At 72.9% G+C, this 19,680-nt stretch carries 16 protein-coding genes and 2 tRNA genes; 14 read left to right on the top strand and 4 right to left on the bottom strand.

What is annotated here, in order from left to right; genetic code table 11:
* Positions 1-97: 97 nt before the first annotated feature.
* The gene (locus EES41_RS18150; protein WP_123079491.1) at positions 98-631 is read left to right on the top strand and encodes a SigE family RNA polymerase sigma factor; all 534 of its coding nucleotides are present in this window, start codon (positions 98-100) and stop codon (positions 629-631) included.
* Positions 632-837: 206 nt separating this feature from the next.
* Positions 838-2,487: a long-chain fatty acid--CoA ligase gene (locus tag EES41_RS18145; protein WP_123079490.1), complete on the top strand. Its 1,650-nt coding sequence runs from the start codon at positions 838-840 to the stop codon at positions 2,485-2,487.
* Between the two features lie 7 nt (positions 2,488-2,494).
* Here EES41_RS18145 and EES41_RS18140 read toward each other — a convergent pair whose 3' ends face one another.
* The 3 genes from EES41_RS18140 to EES41_RS18130 all read right to left on the bottom strand — a co-directional run bounded on the left by EES41_RS18140 (position 2,495) and on the right by EES41_RS18130 (position 7,081).
* Positions 2,495-3,067 (bottom strand): antibiotic biosynthesis monooxygenase, encoded by a 573-nt coding sequence (locus EES41_RS18140; protein WP_123079489.1) that lies wholly within the window; start codon positions 3,065-3,067, stop codon positions 2,495-2,497.
* Between the two features lie 13 nt (positions 3,068-3,080).
* A complete protein-coding gene (locus tag EES41_RS18135) occupies positions 3,081-6,506 on the bottom strand; it encodes a PAS domain-containing protein (protein ID WP_123079488.1) in 3,426 nt (1,141 codons plus the stop codon).
* A 119-nt stretch (positions 6,507-6,625) separates the two neighbouring features.
* Positions 6,626-7,081, bottom strand: a complete 456-nt coding sequence (locus EES41_RS18130) for an SSI family serine proteinase inhibitor (protein WP_123079487.1) — start codon at positions 7,079-7,081, stop codon at positions 6,626-6,628.
* 223 nt (positions 7,082-7,304) lie between these two features.
* On the opposite strand from EES41_RS18130, the gene EES41_RS18125 reads away from it, so the two are divergent.
* From EES41_RS18125 to EES41_RS18070, 12 genes are all read left to right on the top strand, one after another.
* Positions 7,305-7,395: transfer RNA gene (locus tag EES41_RS18125), tRNA-Ser, on the top strand.
* Between the two features lie 248 nt (positions 7,396-7,643).
* Positions 7,644-7,716 (top strand) — tRNA-Arg (locus EES41_RS18120).
* Positions 7,717-7,963: 247 nt separating this feature from the next.
* Entirely contained in the window at positions 7,964-8,329 is a 366-nt protein-coding gene (locus EES41_RS18115) for a PH domain-containing protein (protein ID WP_123079486.1), read from the top strand.
* Positions 8,330-8,454: 125 nt separating this feature from the next.
* Positions 8,455-8,889 (top strand): Lrp/AsnC family transcriptional regulator, encoded by a 435-nt coding sequence (locus EES41_RS18110; protein ID WP_008741002.1) that lies wholly within the window; start codon positions 8,455-8,457, stop codon positions 8,887-8,889.
* Positions 8,886-9,794 (top strand): DUF2797 domain-containing protein, encoded by a 909-nt coding sequence (locus EES41_RS18105; RefSeq protein WP_123079485.1) that lies wholly within the window; start codon positions 8,886-8,888, stop codon positions 9,792-9,794. The genes EES41_RS18110 and EES41_RS18105 overlap by 4 nt, the downstream gene beginning before the upstream one ends.
* A 93-nt stretch (positions 9,795-9,887) precedes the next feature.
* Positions 9,888-10,229, top strand: a complete 342-nt coding sequence (locus EES41_RS18100; protein ID WP_164495875.1) for an antibiotic biosynthesis monooxygenase — start codon at positions 9,888-9,890, stop codon at positions 10,227-10,229.
* Entirely contained in the window at positions 10,210-11,091 is an 882-nt protein-coding gene (locus EES41_RS18095) for an amidohydrolase family protein (protein WP_123079483.1), read from the top strand. Before EES41_RS18100 ends, EES41_RS18095 begins: the two co-directional genes overlap by 20 nt.
* A gap of 86 nt (positions 11,092-11,177) precedes the next feature.
* Positions 11,178-11,945 carry a response regulator transcription factor gene (locus tag EES41_RS18090; protein WP_073774083.1) on the top strand — a complete coding sequence of 256 codons (768 nt, stop codon included), beginning with the start codon at positions 11,178-11,180 and terminating at the stop codon, positions 11,943-11,945.
* Between the two features lie 77 nt (positions 11,946-12,022).
* Positions 12,023-13,603, top strand: coding sequence for a cell wall metabolism sensor histidine kinase WalK (locus tag EES41_RS18085; protein ID WP_123082545.1), 1,581 nt, complete (start codon positions 12,023-12,025; stop codon positions 13,601-13,603).
* Positions 13,604-13,628: 25 nt separating this feature from the next.
* On the top strand, positions 13,629-14,909 hold the full coding sequence (locus tag EES41_RS18080; protein WP_123079482.1) for a glycosyltransferase: 1,281 nt from the start codon (positions 13,629-13,631) through the stop codon (positions 14,907-14,909).
* Complete coding sequence (locus EES41_RS18075; protein WP_123079481.1) at positions 14,906-17,173, top strand: glycosyltransferase family 39 protein; 2,268 nt, start codon at positions 14,906-14,908, stop codon at positions 17,171-17,173. Before EES41_RS18080 ends, EES41_RS18075 begins: the two co-directional genes overlap by 4 nt.
* A 102-nt stretch (positions 17,174-17,275) precedes the next feature.
* A complete protein-coding gene (locus EES41_RS18070) occupies positions 17,276-17,989 on the top strand; it encodes a TetR/AcrR family transcriptional regulator (RefSeq protein WP_123079480.1) in 714 nt (237 codons plus the stop codon).
* A gap of 35 nt (positions 17,990-18,024) precedes the next feature.
* Here EES41_RS18070 and EES41_RS18065 read toward each other — a convergent pair whose 3' ends face one another.
* Positions 18,025-19,680: an MDR family MFS transporter gene (locus EES41_RS18065; RefSeq protein ID WP_123079479.1), complete on the bottom strand. Its 1,656-nt coding sequence runs from the start codon at positions 19,678-19,680 to the stop codon at positions 18,025-18,027.

Raw genomic sequence — 19,680 nt, 5'->3', positions numbered from 1 at the left:
GGAGGTGGGGCGGGCTCCGCCCCTACAACCTGAGACGGATCCCCCTTCGGCACCTGCGGCCGATCCCAGGAGAGGAGCGCGCTCATAGCGTGGACACATGACCACGCCTGTGTGCACGCTCGCCTCGAATCCGACGCCGTACCCGTCGTTCTCGGCGTACGTAAGGACCCGGGGCACCGTCCTGATGCGCACCGCCCGCTCCCTCACCGCCAACCCGTGCGATGCCGAGGACCTGCTCCAGACGGCCCTCGCGAAGACCTACGTCGCCTGGGACCGGATCGAGGACCATCGCGCCCTGGACGGCTATGTCCGGCGGGCCCTGGTCAACACCCGCACCTCCCAGTGGCGCAAGCGCAAGGTCGACGAGTTCGCCTGCGAGGAGCTCCCCGAGATCGAAGCGGCCCCGGCCACCGATCCCGCCGAGGCGCAGGCGCTGCGCGATGCCATGTGGCGCGCGGTGACCCGGCTGCCCGACCGGCAGCGGGCGATGGTCGTCCTGCGCTACTACGAGGACATGACCGAGGTGCAGACCGCCGAGCTCCTGGGGGTCTCGGTCGGCACCGTCAAGAGCGCCGTCTCCCGCGCCCTGGTCAAGCTCCGCGAGGATCCGGAGCTCACCCCAATCCGCTGACCGGGCGATGTTTCACGTGAAACGGGCGCGCCGTGTTTCACGTGAAACAGAGCGGGTGTTTCACGTGAAACATCCCGCCGACTGGCTTACGCGGCGAATACTCGACGTGTTTGTACATTCGGGTAGTGACATGCCGACCGGTACGTGCGCAGAATCGGCAGCATCCGTAGCCGTCGCAGCGCCGCAGCGCCTTCCGGGAGGACGCTTTGCTGAGCACCATGCAGGACGTACCGCTCCTCGTCACCCGCATACTCCGACACGGGATGACGATCCACGGGAAGTCCCAGGTCACGACCTGGACCGGGGAGGCTGAGCCGCAACGCCGCAGCTTTGCCGAGATCGGTACCCGCGCCACCCGCCTCGCCAACGCTCTGCGTGATGAGCTCGGCGTCCAGCAGGACGAACGAGTCGCCACCTTGATGTGGAACAACGCTGAGCACGTCGAGGCGTACTTCGCGATCCCCTCCATGGGCGCGGTGCTGCACACCCTCAACCTCCGGCTGCCCCCTGAGCAATTGGTCTTCATCGTCAATCACGCCGCGGACCGGGTCGTGCTGGTCAACGGCTCCCTGCTGCCGCTGCTCGCGCCGCTGCTGCCGCACCTGCCGACCATCGACCACGTCGTGGTCTCCGGCGTCGGCGACCGCTCCGTGCTCGAAGGCCTCGACGTGCGCGTGCACGAGTACGAGGAACTGCTCGCGGGCCGCTCCGACACCTATGCCTGGCCCGAGCTGGACGAGCGCCAGGCCGCCGCCATGTGCTACACCTCCGGCACCACCGGGGAGCCCAAGGGCGTCGTCTACTCGCACCGCTCGATCTACCTGCACTCCATGCAGGTCAACATGACCCAGTCGATGGGGCTGACCGACAAGGACACCGCCCTCGTCGTCGTCCCGCAGTTCCACGTGAACGCCTGGGGCCTGCCGCACGCCACGTTCATGACCGGCATCAACCTGCTGATGCCGGACCGCTTCCTTCAGCCGGCCCCCCTCGCCGAGATGATCGAGCGGGAGAAGCCCTCGTACGCCGCGGCCGTCCCCACGATCTGGCAGGGACTGCTGGCCGAGGTCACCGCCAACCCGCGCGACCTGAGCTCGATGAAGCAGGTCACCATCGGCGGCGCGGCCTGTCCGCCCTCGCTGATGGAGGCCTACGACAAGCTCGGCGTCCGGCTCTGCCACGCCTGGGGCATGACCGAGACCTCCCCGCTGGGCACCATGGCGCACCCGCCGGGCGGCCTGAGCGCCGAGGAGGAGTGGCCGTACCGGATCACCCAGGGCCGCTTCCCGGCGGGCGTCGAGGCGCGCCTGGTCGGCCCCGGCGGTGACTTCCTGCCCTGGGACGGGGAGTCGGCGGGCGAGCTGGAGGTGCGCGGCGCCTGGATAGCGGGCGCCTACTACGGCGGGGCGGCCGGCGAACCCTTCCGCCCGGAGGACAAGTTCAGCGCCGACGGCTGGCTGAAGACCGGCGACGTCGGCGTGATCAGCGCGGACGGCTTCCTCACCCTGACCGACCGGGCCAAGGACGTCATCAAGTCCGGCGGCGAATGGATCAGCAGTCAGGAGCTGGAGAACGCCCTGATGGCGCACCCCGAGGTCGCGGAGGCGGCGGTCGTCGCCGTGCCCGACGACAAGTGGGGCGAGCGGCCGCTGGCCACCGTCGTCCTCAAGGAGGGCGCGACCGTGGACTACGCGGGGCTGCGCGCGTTCCTCGGCCAGTCGATCGCCAAGTGGCAGCTGCCCGAGCGCTGGACGCTCATCGAGGCGGTCCCCAAGACCAGCGTCGGCAAGTTCGACAAGAAGGTGATCCGCAAGCAGTACGCGGACGGTGAGCTGGCCGTCACCAGGCTGGAGTAGCCGTGGCTCACTTCGTCAGCCACGGCCGCAGCAGCCTGCTGACGGCCGGCATCGCCAGGTAGGTCATCAGGGTGCTGAAGACGACGGCGAAGGCGGCCGTCCGCAGGACGAAGTGCAGATCCACCAGGTACGGCCCGAGCACCGCGTTGCCCGCGAGCGAGATCGGGAAGATGGCCAGCCCCGAGCTGACCGCCATCTTCCAGCGCGGCGGCGCGGGCCGGGTCGTACCCGGCTTGGCGAACCAGGTCTCCATCCCGTGGAGTTCCCGCCGGGCTATCTCCGTGTGGTGGTGGCCGAGGCAGTTCGAGAACCACTGGGCCCGCTCGGCGGAGTCCTGCCAGCGCCGGAACGCCGCCTCGTTGCGGAAGCGGTGCACCAGGAACCAGGGCCCGCCCTCCGTCGCCGGACGGAACAGCCCGTACCCCAGGTGGTCCGGGAAGGCCGCGGCCGTCTCCAGGATCCCGTGGGCCCACGCCTCGAACGTCTCCTCGTGGCCGGGCTCCACCTGGCGGGCGATGAGCAGGTTCACCTCACCGTTGTCGGCGGGGACGGTGTGCTCGGGCGTGTCGATGATGGCCATGCGGCCAGGATGACTAGTTGGTCCCGATCTTGGCCAGCAGGTCCACGATGCGGCCCTGCACGTCCGCCGTGGTGGCCCGTTCGGCGAGGAACAGCACGCTCTCGCCCGAGGCCAGCCGTGGCAGTTCGGCGGGCTCGATCCCCGTCGCCGTGTAGACGACCAGCGGAGTGCGGTTCAACTGTCCGTTCGCACGGAGCCAGTCCACGATCCCGGCGCGCCGACGGCGGACCTGCATCAGGTCCATGACCACCAGGTTGGGCCGCATCCGGGTCGCCAGCTCCACGGCATCGGTGTCGGCCCCGGCCCGGGCGACCTGGAGGCCGCGCCGCTCCAGCGCGGCGGTCAGCGCGGTCGCGATCGCGTCGTGCTCCTCGATCAGCAGCACCCGGGAAGGGTGCTGTTCGCTGTCCCGGGGCGCGAGCGCCTTGAGGAGGACGGCCGGATCGGCGCCGTACGCCGCCTCGCGCGTGGCGTGTCCCAGCCCGGCCGTGACCAGTACGGGCACCTCGGCGGCCACCGCGGCCTGGCGCAGGGACTGCAGGGCGGTCCGGGTGATGGGACCCGTGAGCGGGTCCACGAACAGCGCGGCGGGGAACGCGGCGATCTGCGCGTCCACCTCCTCGCGGGAATGCACGATCACCGGGCGGTAGCCGCGGTCGCTCAGCGCCTGCTGCGTCTGCGCATCGGGCGCGGGCCACACCAGGAGCCGGCGCGGGTTGTCCAGGGGCTCCGGAGGCAGCTCGTCGTCCACGGGCGCCGGTACGGGCCGGTTGACCACCTCGACGGCGCCACCGGGGCCGTCCAGCGGCTCGGGTCCCTCGGCGGAGCCCGCTTCGGGGGCCCCTATGGCGAACGCCCGCCCCTGGGGCGCGGGCTCGGCGAGCCGGCGACGGCGCCCGGAGCCGGAGGCGTCTACGGAGATGCCCTGGCCCAGGGTGCCGAGCGCACGCACGCTGATCGGCTGCCCGGACTCCGCCGGGGCCTCCTGGGGACGACGGGCACCGGGTACGGAGAGCGGCCCCGCGACGGCGTCGTCCTCGTCGGGGGTCCGCGCCGACGGTACGGGCCACGCGGGAGTCGCCGGCAGTGCGCGGCGCCGACCCGTCGGGGGCACCGGCTCCCCGGACTCCGGCGCCACTTCGGGGGCCTGCGCGTCGGGAGCCTCGGGCTGCGCCGCGGGGGCGCTCAGGGTCCGGCGGGCACGACGGCCGGCCGGGGCTTCGCCCTCGGCGTCGGTCCCGGCGGGAGCGGGCACCGCACCGGCCATGGCGGGGGCCTGCGGTGCGGAAGGCACGGGTTGCGCGGAAGAAGCCGAAGGTGCCGAAGGAGTCTGCGAAGCCGGCGGAACCGGCGCGGCGGCCTGGCCGGGCGCGGCGGCGGGGGTCGGCCCGGCCGGCAGTGCGAAGCCGCCCTCGGGCGCGATCGGCCGTACCGGAGCCGCTGTCGGAGCCGCGGGGGCGAGCCCGGTCGCCGGCACCGGACCACCGGCCTGCGCGGCCGGGCCGGCCGGACCCAGCGCCCTGCGGCGCGCGGCCGGATGCTCGGTCGCCGGGATCGAGGGCACCGGCACCGGCGGCAGCGCGGGCATGGCGGTGCCCTGCGGGGGCACCGGCCGCCCGGGGCCGCCCTGGCCGCCCTCGCCGCTGCCGTCGCCGTCCCGGCCGCGACGGCGCCCGGTACCCAGGCCCGCCGGGTTCACCGGGGACTGCGCGAGCTCGGGCCCCGCGTCAGGGGCGCCGGCCTCACCGCCCCGGCGCCGACCGGACGGCAGCGCCAGCGCGCCCCCGCCCTCGCGGCCCTCGGGAGCCTTGGCGGAGGCCGCCGCGGCATCGGCCGCCTCGTCCTCCAGGAACGCGTCCACACCGCGCCGGGCACGCCGCCCGGCGGGACCCGCGGGCCCGCCGGCCTTGGCCGCGTCACGGTCGCCGCCCCCGGCCGCCTTGTCGCCTTCCGGCTCCTCCGCCGGCTCGGGCAGCGTCACCGTCCCGGCCCCCGCGCCCAGCGGAAGCTCCAGCACGTACGCCCCGCCGGGAGCACCCGGCACCTCGACCGTCTGGAGCACCCCGCCGTGCGCGGTCACGATGCCCCGCACGATCGGCTCGTGCACCGGGTTGCCGCCCTCGTAGGGGCCGCGCACCTCGATCCGTACGACATCACCCCGCTGCGCGGCGGCCACCACGATCGTGGAGTCCATGTACCCGCTGCCCTGGGGCGTCTTGCCGGTGGCGTCCACCCCGGCGACATCCGCGACCAGGTGCGCGAGCGCGGTCGCGATCCGCTCCGCGTCCACCTCGGCCTCGATGGTCGGCGCGTGGATGGCGAACTGGGCCCGCCCGGGCCCGATCAGCTCGACGGCGCCGTCGACACCGGCCGCGACGACCGTGTTGATCAGGACCTTCTTCTTCGCGAGCCGGTCCGTGCCCGCGTCCAGGCGCTGGAAGCCGAGCACGTTGTCCACCAGCGTGGTCATCCGGGAGTACCCGGCGGCCAGATGGTGCAGCAGCTGGTTGGCCTCCGGCCACAGCTGGCCCGCGTCATCGGCGGCCAGCGTCGCCAGCTCCCCGCGCAGCTCGTCCAGCGGACCGCGCAGCGAGTCGCCGAGCACGGCCAGCAACTGGGCGTGGCGCGCCGCGAGGGCGTCGTAGCGGCGCCGGTCGGTGAAGGTCATCACGGCGCCGACGAGCAGCTCCCCGTCCCGTACGGGAGAGGTCGTCAGGTCCACGGCGACCGGCTGCCCGGCCTTGTTCCACAGCACCTGGCCGCGGACCCGGTGCTTGCGGCCGCTGCGCAGGGTGTCGGCGAGCGGGGACTCCTCGAAGGGGAACGGCGAACCGTCGGCGCGCGAGTGCTGGATCAGCCCGTGCAGCTCGCGGTTGCCGAGGTCGGTGGCGCGGTAGCCGAGGATCTGGGCCGCGGCCGGATTGACCAGGACGACCCGGCCGTCCGTGTCGGTGCCCACGACGCCCTCGGCGGCCGCCCGCAGGATCATCTCGGTCTGCCGCTGCGAGCGGGCCAGCTCGGCCTCGGTGTCCACGGTCTCGGAGAGGTCCCGTACGACGAGCATCAGCAGCTCGTCGCCGGTGTACGAGGGCTGGGGCTCGCGGTAGGCGTCACGGCCGTCGAGATGGGCGCTGGTGACCTCGACGGGGAACTCGGAGCCGTCGGTACGGCGCGCGATCATCCGCTGTGGTTTGGCGCGCCCGCCCTCGTCCTCACCGGGCCGGCGCATGGAGCCGGGGATCAGCTTGGAGTCGAACTCGGGCAGGAGGTCGAGCACCCCGCGGCCGACGAGCCCGGTGCCGGGGCTCTCCATGACCTCAAGGGCGATCGAATTCGCGTTGACGACCGTGCCGTTGGCGTTGACGAGCAACAGCGCGTCCGGAAGAGCGTCGAGTATTGCTGCGAGGCGAGCAGCGCCTCGGGATGGCCTGCTGCTCACGACGAGCTTCCTCCCTGACCACAACTACCGGCATGTCACGGGAGGAGTCTAAGCGCACTGCCCCGCGGTGGGGTGGCGGATGCGGGTGTGGAACCTCCACATCCCGGCATCCTCGCTGGTCAGGCGCGCGCGGGCGGAAGCACAGGTTCCAAATCGTTCCAACGGCTGATCTCACAGCCGTTCTTCCTCCGGAACGTGGTGTCCACTTTGTGTCCCTGCCAGGTGCCGGTGACATGGGCGGTGGCCGGACCGCCGTCCTGCATCGTGCACATCTGCCGCCTGTTGTCGGCCGCGAAGGGGTCTTTGCCCGCTTTCGCGAACTCACCGAGGCGGGCGCACGCCTGCTCGGCCTCGGGGTGGTTGCCGCCGACGGGTTCGCACTCCAGCAGGTACTCGCCGTCGGCCCGCGGATTGCCGGTGCCGGAGACGACGATGGTGAGGCGGTCGGGCTGCCCCCCGTTCAGCAGCCGGGCCACGGGCAGCGACGACAGCGGTGGCAGCGGCGGCCCGGCGGCGGCCAGGGCGGCCGGGGCGGCCAGGGCGGAAGTGACGGCGAAGGCGGCGAGACGCAGCATGGGGCACTCCAGGTCGTCCGTACGTCGTACGCCTGATCAACGACGCCCGCGCCCCGACGTTGCGTACGCGGGCACGTTCGATTGCGTCTCCGCCTCCTGGCGCGGGCGCGGGGGATAAGGCTTTGCCCTGCGGCCTCCGCTGCTTGTACCGTGGGAGCGGATTGGTGAGCGGCCCCCGGGCTGTGTCATCATCTGCACGCACCCTCGTACGCGGGGGTGTGCTGGAGGCGTCGCCTAGTCCGGTCTATGGCGCCGCACTGCTAATGCGGTTTGGGGCTTACCCCCCATCGAGGGTTCAAATCCCTCCGCCTCCGCACCTTGCGAAGCCCCGGTCCTTGTGGACCGGGGCTTCCGTGCGTTCGGGCCCCGTTCCCGCGCGGAGCGCCCCCGGCCCGGCGGCCCGCCCCTCCTCAACCCCGCCGCCGATCACCATCGGATGATCTTCGTTCTGGTCGTTTCCGCAGGTCAGAGGCGGTTCGCCTAATGGATTTCGCGTCCCGCCGAGGTCCATGTATTGTTGTTCTCGCAAGGCCAACGGGGCGCAAAACCCCGGGAAGCCCAAGCACTCGTAGCTTAACGGATAGAGCATCTGACTACGGATCAGAAGGTTGCAGGTTCGAATCCTGCCGAGTGCACAGCCGAAGAGGCCCCCCGGTTCACCGGGGGGCCTCTTGCGTTGTCCGGTGCGGTCAGCGGTCCTGGGTTCACCGTCCGCGCCGCTCCGTCTCCTCCTCCCCTGTGGGGAGGGGCGGCTCGGGGGAGCTTCCGGGTTCGGGTCGGTCCGCCGGGGGACGTGGGGCGCCGGGGGTCCTGGCTACGGTTTCGGGAGATCGTCCGGAACGGCTCCTCGGCCGGTTCCGGCACCGGCAAAGGGGGACTCTCATGGGCTTGTTCGGGAACGCGCACTCCACCGATCCGGCGACGGCGCAGCGCGACTACGCGCGGCTGCTCGGCCAGGGGGAGCGGGTGCACGCCGCTTACCTGCTGATACGCGACACGATCCTGTTCACCGACCGTCGGCTGGTGCTCATCGACAAGCAGGGGCTCACGGGCAAGAAGGTGGAGTACCACTCGGTCCCGTACCGGAGCATCACGCACTTCTCGGTGGAGACGGCCGGCCACTTCGACCTCGACGCCGAGCTCAAGATCTGGATCTCGGGTACGGCCGCGCCGATCGAGAAGACGTTCACCAAGGGAGTGAACATCTACGAGGTGCAGGCGATCCTCACCGAGTTCGTCGCGCGCTGACCGGGGCGGTGGGAAGTCCCCCTGGGGCCGGGATCAATTTTCGAATTATGTTCGGTGTGATGGTGGGATTGCAGGATCAGGTACCGTCTGCGCAAGAACTGACGGGCCGGTGGAAGGAAGATCGCGTGGACGACATCGACCGGGCGCTCGTCCGGTGCCTCCAGGAGGACGCGGGTCAGTCGTACGCCGTGCTCGGCGCGGCCGTCGGGCTGTCGGCCGGGGCCACCCACGAGCGGGTGCGCAAACTGCGCGAGCGCGGGGTGATCCGGCGGACGACGGTCGACGTGGACCCGGCAGCGGTCGGCATCGGGGTGCTGGCCTACGTGATGGTCGACTCCAACGCGTGGATGGGGGACTCGGGGGCCGCCTTCGAGGGCATCGCCGAGATCCAGGAGGCGCACGTCATCGCGGGCAGCGCCTCCGTGCTGGTGAAGGTGCGCACGGCGTCGACCGAGCAGTTGCAGGACGTGCTGCGCCGCCTCTACGCCATCGAAGGCGTCAGCGGCACCCACGCGACCGTCGTGCTGGACACCTTCTTCGAGCGCCCGCTCCCGCTGTGACCTGGTGGTGCACCGGCATCCGGTGGAGCGGCGGGAGCCCGGCCATCGGCTGGTACGGGGAGGGGCGCGGGGAGCGCACCAGCCCGCTCGCGTACGGCCGGCCCCTGGCGTTCGCCGCGCGGGGCGAACGCCACTGCCTCGGCGTGTGGCGGGCCGGGAAGCGGACGGCCTGTCCGACGGCCCGGGCGGTGCCGGGGCGGACCGGGAGCGCGCAGTGCCCCGAGTGCGCCCGGCTGGACCGGTCGTTCTCCGTCGCCGCCGACACCAACGCCGCCGATCCGCGGACCTACCGGGTCTACCTGGCCTGGTTCGGGCCCGGGATGGTCAAGGTCGGCATCACCGCCGAGGAGCGCGGCGCGGCCCGGCTGCTGGAGCAGGGCGCGGTGACCTGGACCTGGCTGGGGCGGGGGCCGCTGATGGCCACCCGCCGCACCGAGGAACTGCTGCGGGCGGCGCTCGGGGTGCCCGACCGGATCGCGTACGCCCGCAAGCGCGCCGTACGGGACCGGTTGCCGCCGGCCGCCGAGCGGGCCGGGGAGGTCGCCGAGCTGCACGCCCGGGCCGCGGCGCTGCCGGGCTGGCCGGATTCGCTGGAGCGGCTGGGCTGCGAAGTCACCGACCATGCCGGGGCGTTCGGGCTGGCCGGGCTGCCGGTTGCCACTCGGGTGGTCACGGAGCTGGTGCCCGGCGGGACCGTGGCGGGACTGCTGGCGGGGGCCGCCGGGCCGGACCTGCACTTCGCGGACGGGCTCGTGGTGGACACCCGGCTGCTGGCCGGCTGGGAGCTGACAGCCCCCGGGGCGGACGCGGCGGGCCACGGTTCCCGTTCCGGGTCCGGCACCGACGTGCCCGTCGCGGAGATCGCGCCCGCCGGTCCCGCCGCCGAGCAGGACGGGCTGTTCTGAGACCGCCGTCCAAGGTCAAGACTTGGATCCCGTTGGCCTCTCGGGCCCCATTGCGCTGGACACGCCGGGGGGCCGCCGCCGAGGGTGGAGGGCATGAGCACCCAGCCCGTACAGGCATTCGAACCGCCGTACTTGATGGCCGTTTTCACCAATGTCCGCACCCCTGACGACGCCGGATACCCCGAGACGAACGCCCGGATGAACGAGATCGTCCAGGCGAACGCGGGCTTCCTCGGCTACGAGTCCGCGCGGACCCCCGGCGGCCTCGGGATCACCGTCGCCTACTTCCGCGACCACGCCTCCCTGGCCGCCTGGCGCGAGGACCTGGAACACCAGGCGGCCATGAAGCGCGGCCGCGCCGACTGGTACGAGAGCTACACCCTGCACGTCGGGACCGTCGAGCGGAGCCACGGCTTTGTCCGCGACCACGGCTGAGGCGCTGCGCGCCTTCCGGGAACGGCTCGCACTGCCCGGACTGGTCGACGTCCACACGCACTTCATGCCCGAGCGGGTCCTGGCGAAGGTATGGGACTACTTCGACGCGGCCGGCCCGCTGACCGGGGTCGCATGGCCCATCACCTACCGGCACGAGGAGGAGCAGCGGGTCTCGCTGCTGCGGGAGTTCGGGGTCCGGGCCTTCACCGCCATGGTCTACCCGCACAAGCCCGGGATGGCCGCCTGGCTCAACTCCTGGTCCGCCGGCTTCGCGGCGCGGACCCCCGACTGCCTGCACACCGCGACCTTCTTCCCGGAGGAGGGCGTGGCGGCGTACGTCCGGCAGGCCGTGGAGGGGGGCGCCCGGATCTTCAAGGCGCACCTCCAGGTCGGCGGCTACGACCCGAACGACGACCTCCTCGATCCGGTCTGGGGGCTGCTCGCCGAAGCCGGCATCCCCATCGTGATCCACTGCGGGTCGGGGCCCGCCCCGGGCCAGCACACCGGGCCCGGGCCGATCGCCCGGCTGCTGTCCCGGCACCCGGCGCTGCCCCTGGTCATCGCGCACATGGGCATGCCCGAGTACACGGACTTCCTCGACCTGGCCGACCGGTACGCGCAGGTCCGGCTCGACACCACCATGGCGTTCACCGACTTCTCCGAAGGGATCAGCCGGTTCCCGCCGGGCGAACTGGGCCGGCTCGCCGACCTCGGCGACCGCATCCTGCTGGGCACCGACTTCCCGAACATCCCCTATCCCTACGAGCACCAGCTCGACGCCCTCGACCGCCTGGGGCTGGGCGACGACTGGCTGCGCGCCGTCTGCCACGACAACGCGGCCAGGCTCTTCCGGCTCGTCTGAGGGGCCGCCGGGGCCGCCGCCCGTTTCTCAGGAAATTCACAGGAAGGGCCAAGGACGCTCTCAGAGCCGCCGGTCAGCGTGGCCCCATGACAGCGACGACCACCTCCCACGCGTCCACGTCCACCAGCAACCCCACGGCCCTCGTCCGGCCCGACGGCGGCCCCTGCCGGGTGCTCGTCGTCGACGACGAGGCCTCGCTCTCCGAGCTGCTGTCCATGGCCCTGCGCTACGAGGGCTGCGAGGTCCGCAGTGCGGGCGACGGGGCGGGAGCGGTGCGGGCGGCCCGGGAATTCCGGCCGGACGTCGTGGTCCTCGACATCATGCTCCCCGACATGGACGGGCTGGCCGTCCTCGGACAGCTGCGCCGGGAGATCCCGCAGGTCCCGGTGCTCTTCCTGACCGCTAGGGACTCCGTCGAGGACCGCATCGCCGGCCTGACGGCGGGCGGCGACGACTACGTCACCAAGCCGTTCAGCCTGGAGGAGGTCGTGGCCCGGCTGCGCGGACTGGTCCGGCGCTCGGGCGCGGCCCAGGCGGCGCGCGGCGGCTCCGTCCTGGCCGTCGGTGACCTGCGGCTGGACGAGGACAGCCACGAGGTGACCCGGGGTGGCCAGGAGGTCCACCTGACGGCCACCGAGTTCGAGCTGCTGCGCTACCTGATGCGCAATCCGCGCCGGGTGCTGAGCAAGGCGCAGATCCTGGACCGGGTCTGGTCGTACGACTTCGGCGGCCAGGCCAATGTGGTCGAGCTGTACATCTCCTACCTGCGGCGCAAGCTGGAGGCCGGTACCGGTCTGCCGCCGATGATCCACACCCGGCGCGGCGCCGGCTATCTGATCAAGCCGGCCGAATAGTGGCACCCGGACTCGCGCGCGGATCCCGCCGGGCCGAGGGCGAGCCCCGCGATGCCCCGGAGCCACGCCGGCGGCGGCTGTGGCGGCCCTGGTCCCTGCGGACCCGGCTGGTCGTCTCCGCCGTCGCGCTGATCGCCGTCGTCGGCGCCGCCATCGGCGCCGTCACCACCCTCTCCCTGCGCTCGTACCTCGTCGACAGGCTCGACGACCAGCTGCGCACCTCCGTCGGCATGGCCACCCGCGGCCCCGGCGGGAAACCGCTCCGCGAGAGCGGCCTCGGGTTCGTCATGGCCCCCGGCACCCCGCTGGGCACCGTCGGGATCCGCCTCGACGCCGACGGCAACGTCCTCGGCTCCGCCCGCAGCGACGCCATCGGCGGACCCTCGCTCGACCACCGCCAGCCCCTCACCGATGCCCAGACGGCGGTCCTCACCCAGGCCGTCCGCAAGGCCGCCGCGCAGGGCCGGCCCGATCCGGTGGACCTGGAGCTGCCGGACCTCGGCGGCTACCGGGTGCTGACCGCCCCCGAGGGGAGCCTGGTCCTCGGCTTCCCGCTCGACGACGTCGACTCCACGGTGCGCACCCTGATCGCGGTCGAGGCCTTCGTCACCCTGGCCGGTCTCGTCGCCGCCTCCCTCGCCGGACAGGTCCTCGTCGGGGTGGCCCTGCGCCCGCTGCGCCGGGTCGCCGCGACCGCCACCCGGGTCTCCGAACTGCCCCTGCACAGCGGCGAACCCGCCCTGCACGAGCGGGTCCCCGATGCCGAGGCCGACCCGCGCACCGAGGTCGGCCAGGTCGGCGCCGCCCTCAACCGGATGCTGGGTCATGTCTCCTCGGCCCTCACCGCCCGCCAGCAGAGCGAGACACGGGTCCGGCAGTTCGTCGCCGATGCCAGCCACGAGCTGCGCACCCCGCTGGCCTCCATCCGCGGCTACGCCGAACTCACCCGCCGGGGCAGGGAGGAGCCCGGCCCCGACACCCGGCACGCCCTGGGCCGGATCGAGTCCGAGGCCACCCGGATGACCGGGCTGGTCGAGGACCTGCTGCTGCTGGCCCGGCTCGACGCGGGCCGCCCCCTCTCCCGTACCGACACCGACCTCGCCCCGCTGGTCGTGGACGCCGTCAGCGACGCCCGGGCCGCCGGGCCCGCGCACCACTGGCGCCTGGAACTCCCCGACGGACCCGCGCCCATCCGCGCCGACCCGGCCCGGATCCAGCAGGTCCTGGTGAACCTCCTCGCCAACGCCCGCACCCACACCCCGCCGGGCACCACCGTGACCGCCCATGTTTCACGTGAAACACGCGCCGTCAGACTGCGGATCGAGGACGACGGACCGGGAATCGCGCCCGACCTGCTCCCCCACGTCTTCGAGCGCTTCGCGCGCGGAGACGCCTCCCGCTCCCGCTCGGCGGGCTCCACCGGCCTCGGGCTCGCCATCGTCGCGGCCGTGGTCTCGGCGCACGGCGGACAGGTCGATGTCGCGAGCGAGCCCGGACGCACCCGCTTCGAGGTCCTGCTCCCCCTCGACGACCGCGACGAGGACACCGGCACCGACGCGGACGTCTACGGCGCCGGCGCCGGCGTCGGCGGTCATGGCGCCGGAGTCCTGATCCCGGCCGACTCACAGACAGGCCACAGGCTCACCACACAGCGGTGACAGGCCGCCCGGCGAATGTCGGTCCATGAGAACCGACACCTCTCCCGGACCCGGTGCCCTCCCGGCCCGGGCGCCCCTCGCGCTCGTGCCGGGGATGCCCGTACTCGACGTGGTGATCCCGGTGTTCAACGAGGAGAAGGACCTCGGGCCGTGTGTGCGCCGACTGCACGAGCACCTCACCCGCACCTTCCCGTACCCCTTCCGCATCACCATCGCCGACAACGCGAGCACCGACCGCACCCCCGAGGTCGCGGCCGTCCTCGCCACCACCGTCGAGGGCGTCCGCAGCACCCGGCTGGAGGAGAAGGGCCGCGGCCGCGCGCTGCGCACCGTGTGGTCCCGGTCGGAGGCGCCCGTCCTCGCCTACATGGACGTGGACCTCTCCACCGACCTCAACGCACTGCTGCCGCTGGTCGCCCCGCTGATCTCCGGGCATTCCGACCTCGCCATCGGCACCCGGCTGGCCCGCTCCTCGCGCGTGGTGCGGGGAGCGAAGCGGGAATTCGTCTCCCGCGCCTACAACCTGCTGCTGCGGTCCTCCCTCGCCGCCCGGTTCAGCGACGCCCAGTGCGGCTTCAAGGCCATCCGCAGGGAGGTCGCCGAGCGACTGCTGCCGCTGGTCGAGGACTCCGGCTGGTTCTTCGACACCGAGCTGCTGGTGCTCGCCGAGCGGGCCGGGCTGCGGATCCACGAGGTGCCGGTCGACTGGGTGGACGACCCCGACTCCACCGTCCACATCGTGCGCACCGCCACCGACGACCTCAAGGGCGTCTGGCGGGTGGGCCGGGCGCTGGCCGTCGGAGCGCTCCCCCTCGACCGGCTCGCCCGCCCCTTCGGCGACGACCCGCGCGACCGCACCGCACTGCCCGGCGTACCGCGCGGACTGGCCCGCCAGCTCCTCGGCTTCTGCGCCGTCGGACTGCTCAGCACCCTGCTCTACCTGCTGCTGTACTCCGCCTTCCGGTCCGGGACCGGGCCGCAGCTCGCCAACGCCGCCGCGCTGCTGCTCTCGGCCGTCGCCAACACCGCCGCGAACCGGCGGCTCACCTTCGGGGTCCGCGGCCGGGACCGGGCCGTGCGCCACCAGGCCCAGGGCCTGCTGGTGTTCGGCATCGGACTGGCCCTGACCAGCGGCTCGCTGGCCGCGCTCGACGCGGCCGTACCCGCCCGTTCCGCCGCCCACAGCACCGAACTGGCCGTCCTGATCGCCGCCAACCTCGCCGCCACCGTGCTGCGCTTCCTGCTCTTCCGTGCCTGGGTCTTCCCCGACCGGCGCGCCACTCCCGCGAAGGACGACAACCGATGACCACGGCCGTACCACCCCTGGACTCACCCTTCCCGGAACGGGGCCCGCACGCGGCGACGGACGCCGCGACGGACCCGGCGCCGTCCACGGCGGCCACCGCGCCGCCGCCCCGCTGGGAGCGCCCCGCCTACCTCGCGCTGCTGCTCGGCACCGCCGCGTTGCTGCTGTGGAACCTGAGCGCCTCCGGCTACGCGAACTCCTTCTACTCCGCCGCCGTCCAGGCGGGCAGCGAGAGCTGGAAGGCCTTCTTCTTCGGCTCCTCCGACGCGGGCAACTCCATCACCGTCGACAAGCCCCCGGCCGCCCTGTGGCCGATGGCGCTGTCGGTCCGGCTGTTCGGGCTCGGCTCCTGGCAGATCCTCGTCCCGCAGGCCCTCATGGGCGTCGGGACGACCGCCGTCCTCTACGGCGCCGTCCGCCGCCAGTTCGGGCCCGCGGCCGCGCTGCTGAGCGGCGCGGCCTTCGCACTGACCCCGGTCGCCGCGCTGATGTTCCGCTTCAACAACCCCGACGCGCTGCTGACCCTGCTGCTCACCGTCACCGTGTACTGCGTCCTGCGCGCCCTCGACGGGGCGCACACCAAGTGGCTCGTCCTGGCCGGCGCCGTGATCGGTCTCGCCTTCCTCACCAAGACCCTCCAGGCGTTCGTCATCCTGCCGCCGCTCGCCCTGCTCTACGCCGTCTGCGCGCCCACCCGGCTGCGCCGCCGGCTCGGCCAGCTGCTGCTCGCCGGGCTCGCCATGGTGGTGGCCGGCGGCTGGTGGGTGGCGATCGTCGAGCTCTGGCCGGCCGGCTCCCGCCCGTACATCGGCGGCTCGCAGAACAACTCCTTCCTGGAACTGACCCTCGGCTACAACGGCCTCGGCCGCATCAGCGGCGACGAGGTCGGCAGCGTCGGCGGCGGCGCCCGCCGTGCGGGCGGAGCCGGCGCGGGCGGCGGTGGGGGCGGAGGCTGGGGCGAGACCGGGATCGACCGGCTCTTCTCGGCCAACATCGGCGGTCAGATCTCCTGGCTGCTCCCGGCGGCCCTGATCATGCTGGTGGCCGGTCTGGTCATCACCTGGCGGGCCCGCCGGGCCACCGACTCGGTGGAGAGCATGGCCCGCGCGGCCTTCCTGGCCTGGGGCGGCTGCCTGCTGATCACCGGGCTGATCTTCAGTTACATGCAGGGCATCTTCCACGAGTACTACACCGTCGCGCTGGCGCCGTTCGTGGCCGCGCTGGTCGGCATGGGCGTCGCCGTGCTGTGGGAGGAGCGGGGCGGCCCGGCCGCCTCCCTCACCCTCTCCGCGACCGTGGCGCTGACCGCGTGGTGGTCGTACGTGCTGCTCGGCCGGGCCTCCGGTTACCTGCCGTGGCTGCGCTGGACGGTGCTGGTCGCCAGTCTCCTCGCGGCGGCCGGGCTGCTGATCGGCTCGCGGTGGCGGCCGGGCTCGCGGACGGGCGGCCGGCTCCTGCTGGGCGCGGCGGCCCTGGGCGTGGGCGCGGCACTGGCCGGGCCGCTCGCGTACTGCCTGACGACGGTGGACTCCGGGCGGAGCGGCTCGATCGTGACGGCCGGGCCCGCGGTGGCGGGCGGAGCCGGCGGCCCGGGCGGCATGCGGTTCAAGCGGGCGGGCGCCGAGGGCTTCCGGGGCGGTTTCCCGGGCGGCCCGCAGGGTGGTCCCCAGGGCGCGCCGCAGGGCGGTCCGCAGGGTGGTCCCCAGGGTGGTGGGCAAGGCGGCGCTCCCCAGGGCGGGCAGGCCGGGACGGCCCCCGGCGGCCGGGGCGGCCAGGGTGTTCCCGGCGCGGCCGGTGGCGCCGGAGGGCGCGGCGCCCGGAACGCCATGGGCGGCCCCGGTGGCGGCCTGCTGAACGGGACCAAGGCGAGCGCCGAGGCGACGGCCGCGCTGCGCGCGAACGCGGACGGCTACACCTGGGCGGCGGCAGCCGTCGGCGCCCAGAACGCGGCGAGCTACCAACTGGCCTCGGGCGAACCGGTGATGCCGATCGGCGGGTTCAACGGCAGCGACCCCTCGCCGACGCTCGCGAAGTTCCAGGAGTACGTCAAGGCGGGGAAGATCCACTACTTCATCGGGCAGAACGACGGTGGCACCGGCGCAGAGGGCGGCCAGGGCATGCGCGGCGGGGCCGGCGGCCCCGGCGGTCCCGGAGGCGGTACCAGCAGCGCCATTTCGGAGTGGGTGAAGGCCGGCTTCAAGGCCACCACGATCGGCGGGGCCACCTTCTACGACCTCACGGCGCCGATGTCCGGCACGTCCTGATCCGGCCGGAACACGGGACGCACCCCCTAGCATCGAGAGGAGCATCAACAGGGCGGACCGGGCATTCCGGGCTGATCCGCCTGTCGTGAGGAGGGTGCCTCCGTGGTGACCGCGGCCGATCCCGAGGAGACCCGGACCAGCGTCTGGCTGACCGCCAGGCCCGCCGCCCCGGCCAGACGCCGCAGCGAGGCGCCGTCCGGCCTCGACCGGGAGCGGATCACCGCGGCGACGGTCCGGCTGCTCGACGCGGAGGGGCTGGGCCGGTTCTCGATGCGGCGGCTTGCGGCCGAGCTGGGGGTCACCGCGATGTCCCTGTACTGGTACGTGGACACCAAGCACGACCTGCTCGAACTCGCCCTGGACCGGGCGCTGGGAGAACTCGCGCTGCCGGCCGCGCCGGAACCAAAGCCCGAGGCACCGCCCGAGGCAGGGCCCTCGGCAGGGCCCGAGGCAGGCCCCGAGGCGCCGCCCGAGGCAGGGCCCGAGTCGGAGCCCGAGGCCTGGCCCGGTCGGCTGCGGGTGTTGGCCTGCGGGTACCGGAAGCTGCTGGTGGCCCACCCGTGGGTGGCTCCGCTCACGGCCGCGTACCCGAACATCGGGCCGCACGCCCGGGCCTTCGACGCCGCCCTGCAGCGGCTGCTCGACGCGACCGGCCTCGTGGACACCCGCCGGACCGGCGCCCATCTGGCCGTCTCGTACTTCCTCTACGGCTGCGGGGGCGCGGCCCGGCGGTTGCCCGAAGGGGACTTCCGCCTCGCACTCGACGTCCTGATCGCGGGCATCGCGGCCAAGAACGACCGCGGGGCCAGGGCCTGATGGCCCTGGCCCCGCGGTCGTCGTCGTTCCGGCCGTCAGGCCTGCGCCCGGGCCGCCTTCACGGTGGCCGGGGCCTCCGCGTCCGCGTCCGCGGCGCCGGACGCCTTCGGGGCATGGGCGGCCGGCTTCGACTTCAGCGCGACCTCCTTGATGAACAGCACCAGCACCAGCGAGAGCAGCGCGAACGGGGCCGCGTAGAGGAACACGTCGCCGACGCCGTGCCCGTACGCGGACTCGAAGACCTGGCGGAAGGGCTCGGGCAGCTTGTCGAGGTCGGGAATCCCGCCCCCGGCGGTGCCGCCGTGTCCCAGGGCCGCCGCCTTCGGGCCGAGCGCGGTCAGGCCGTCCTGGACGTAGGACGTGACCCGGTTGGCCATCACCGCGCCGAGCGCCGAGACGCCCATGGCGCCGCCGAGCGAGCGGAAGAAGGTGACGACCGAGCTGGCCGCGCCGAGGTCCTCGGGGGCGACCTGGTTCTGCGTGGCGAGCACCAGGTTCTGCATCATCATGCCGAGACCGAGTCCGGTCAGCGCCATGTAGATGGCGATGTGCCAGTACGGGGTGTCGTACCGCAGGGTGCCCAGCATGCCCAGACCGGCCGTCAGGAGCACACCGCCGGAGACGAGCCAGGCCTTCCACTTACCGGTCTTGGTGATCACCTGACCAGAAAGGGTGGAGGAGACGAAGAGCCCGCCGATCATCGGAATCGTGAGGATTCCGGACATCGTGGGGGACTCGTTGCGGGCCAGCTGGAAGTACTGGCTGAAAAACACGGTGCCCGAGAACATCGCGATGCCGACGAACAGCGAGGCCGCCGAGGCCAGGCTGATGGTCTTGTTGCGGAACAGCCGCAGCGGGATGATCGGGTCGCTCGCCCGGGACTCGACGAGGATGAACAGCAGGCCGAGCGCCAGCGCGCCGCCGGTCATGGCCCAGGTCTGCCAGGAGATCCACTCGTAGGAGTCGCCGGCCTGGGTGACCCAGATCAGCAGCAGGGACACGGCCCCGCTGATCAGGAACGCGCCGAGCCAGTCGACCTTGACGTCGCGCCGGACGACCGGGAGGTGCAGGGTCCGCTGGAGGACGATCAGCGCGATGATCGCGAAGGGCACGCCGACGTAGAAGCACCAGCGCCAGCCGAGCCACGAGGTGTCGGTGATGACGCCGCCGAGCAGCGGGCCGCCGACGGTGGCGACGGCGAAGACCGCGCCGAGGTAACCGCTGTACCGGCCGCGCTCGCGCGGGGAGATCATCGCGGCCATCACGATCTGCGCGAGGGCGGAGAGGCCGCCGACGCCGATGCCCTGGACCACGCGGCAGGCGATGAGCATGCCGGTGTTCTGGGACAGGCCGGCCACGATCGAGCCGAGCACGTAGATGACCAGGGATATCTGGACCAGCAGCTTCTTGCTGAAGAGGTCGGACAGCTTGCCCCACAGCGGGGTCGCGGCCGTCATCGACAGCAGGGCGGCCGTGACCACCCAGGTGTAGGAGGACTGGGTGCCGCCGAGGTCGCTGATGATCTGCGGCAGTGCGTTGGAGACGATCGTCGAGGACAGGATCGCCACGAACATGCCGAGCATCAGCCCGGAGAGCGCCTTCATGATCTGGGGGTGGGTCATGGGCGCGCCGTCGGACGTGGTCTCCGACCGGCCGCCTCCCCGCACACCGCCTGGTGTGGTCGTAGCCAT

Origin of the sequence: Streptomyces sp. ADI95-16 (assembly GCF_003721495.1) — a bacterium.
Taxonomy (GTDB): Bacteria; Actinomycetota; Actinomycetes; order Streptomycetales; family Streptomycetaceae; genus Streptomyces; species Streptomyces goshikiensis.
This window is presented reverse-complemented; position numbering and strand designations above follow the sequence as displayed.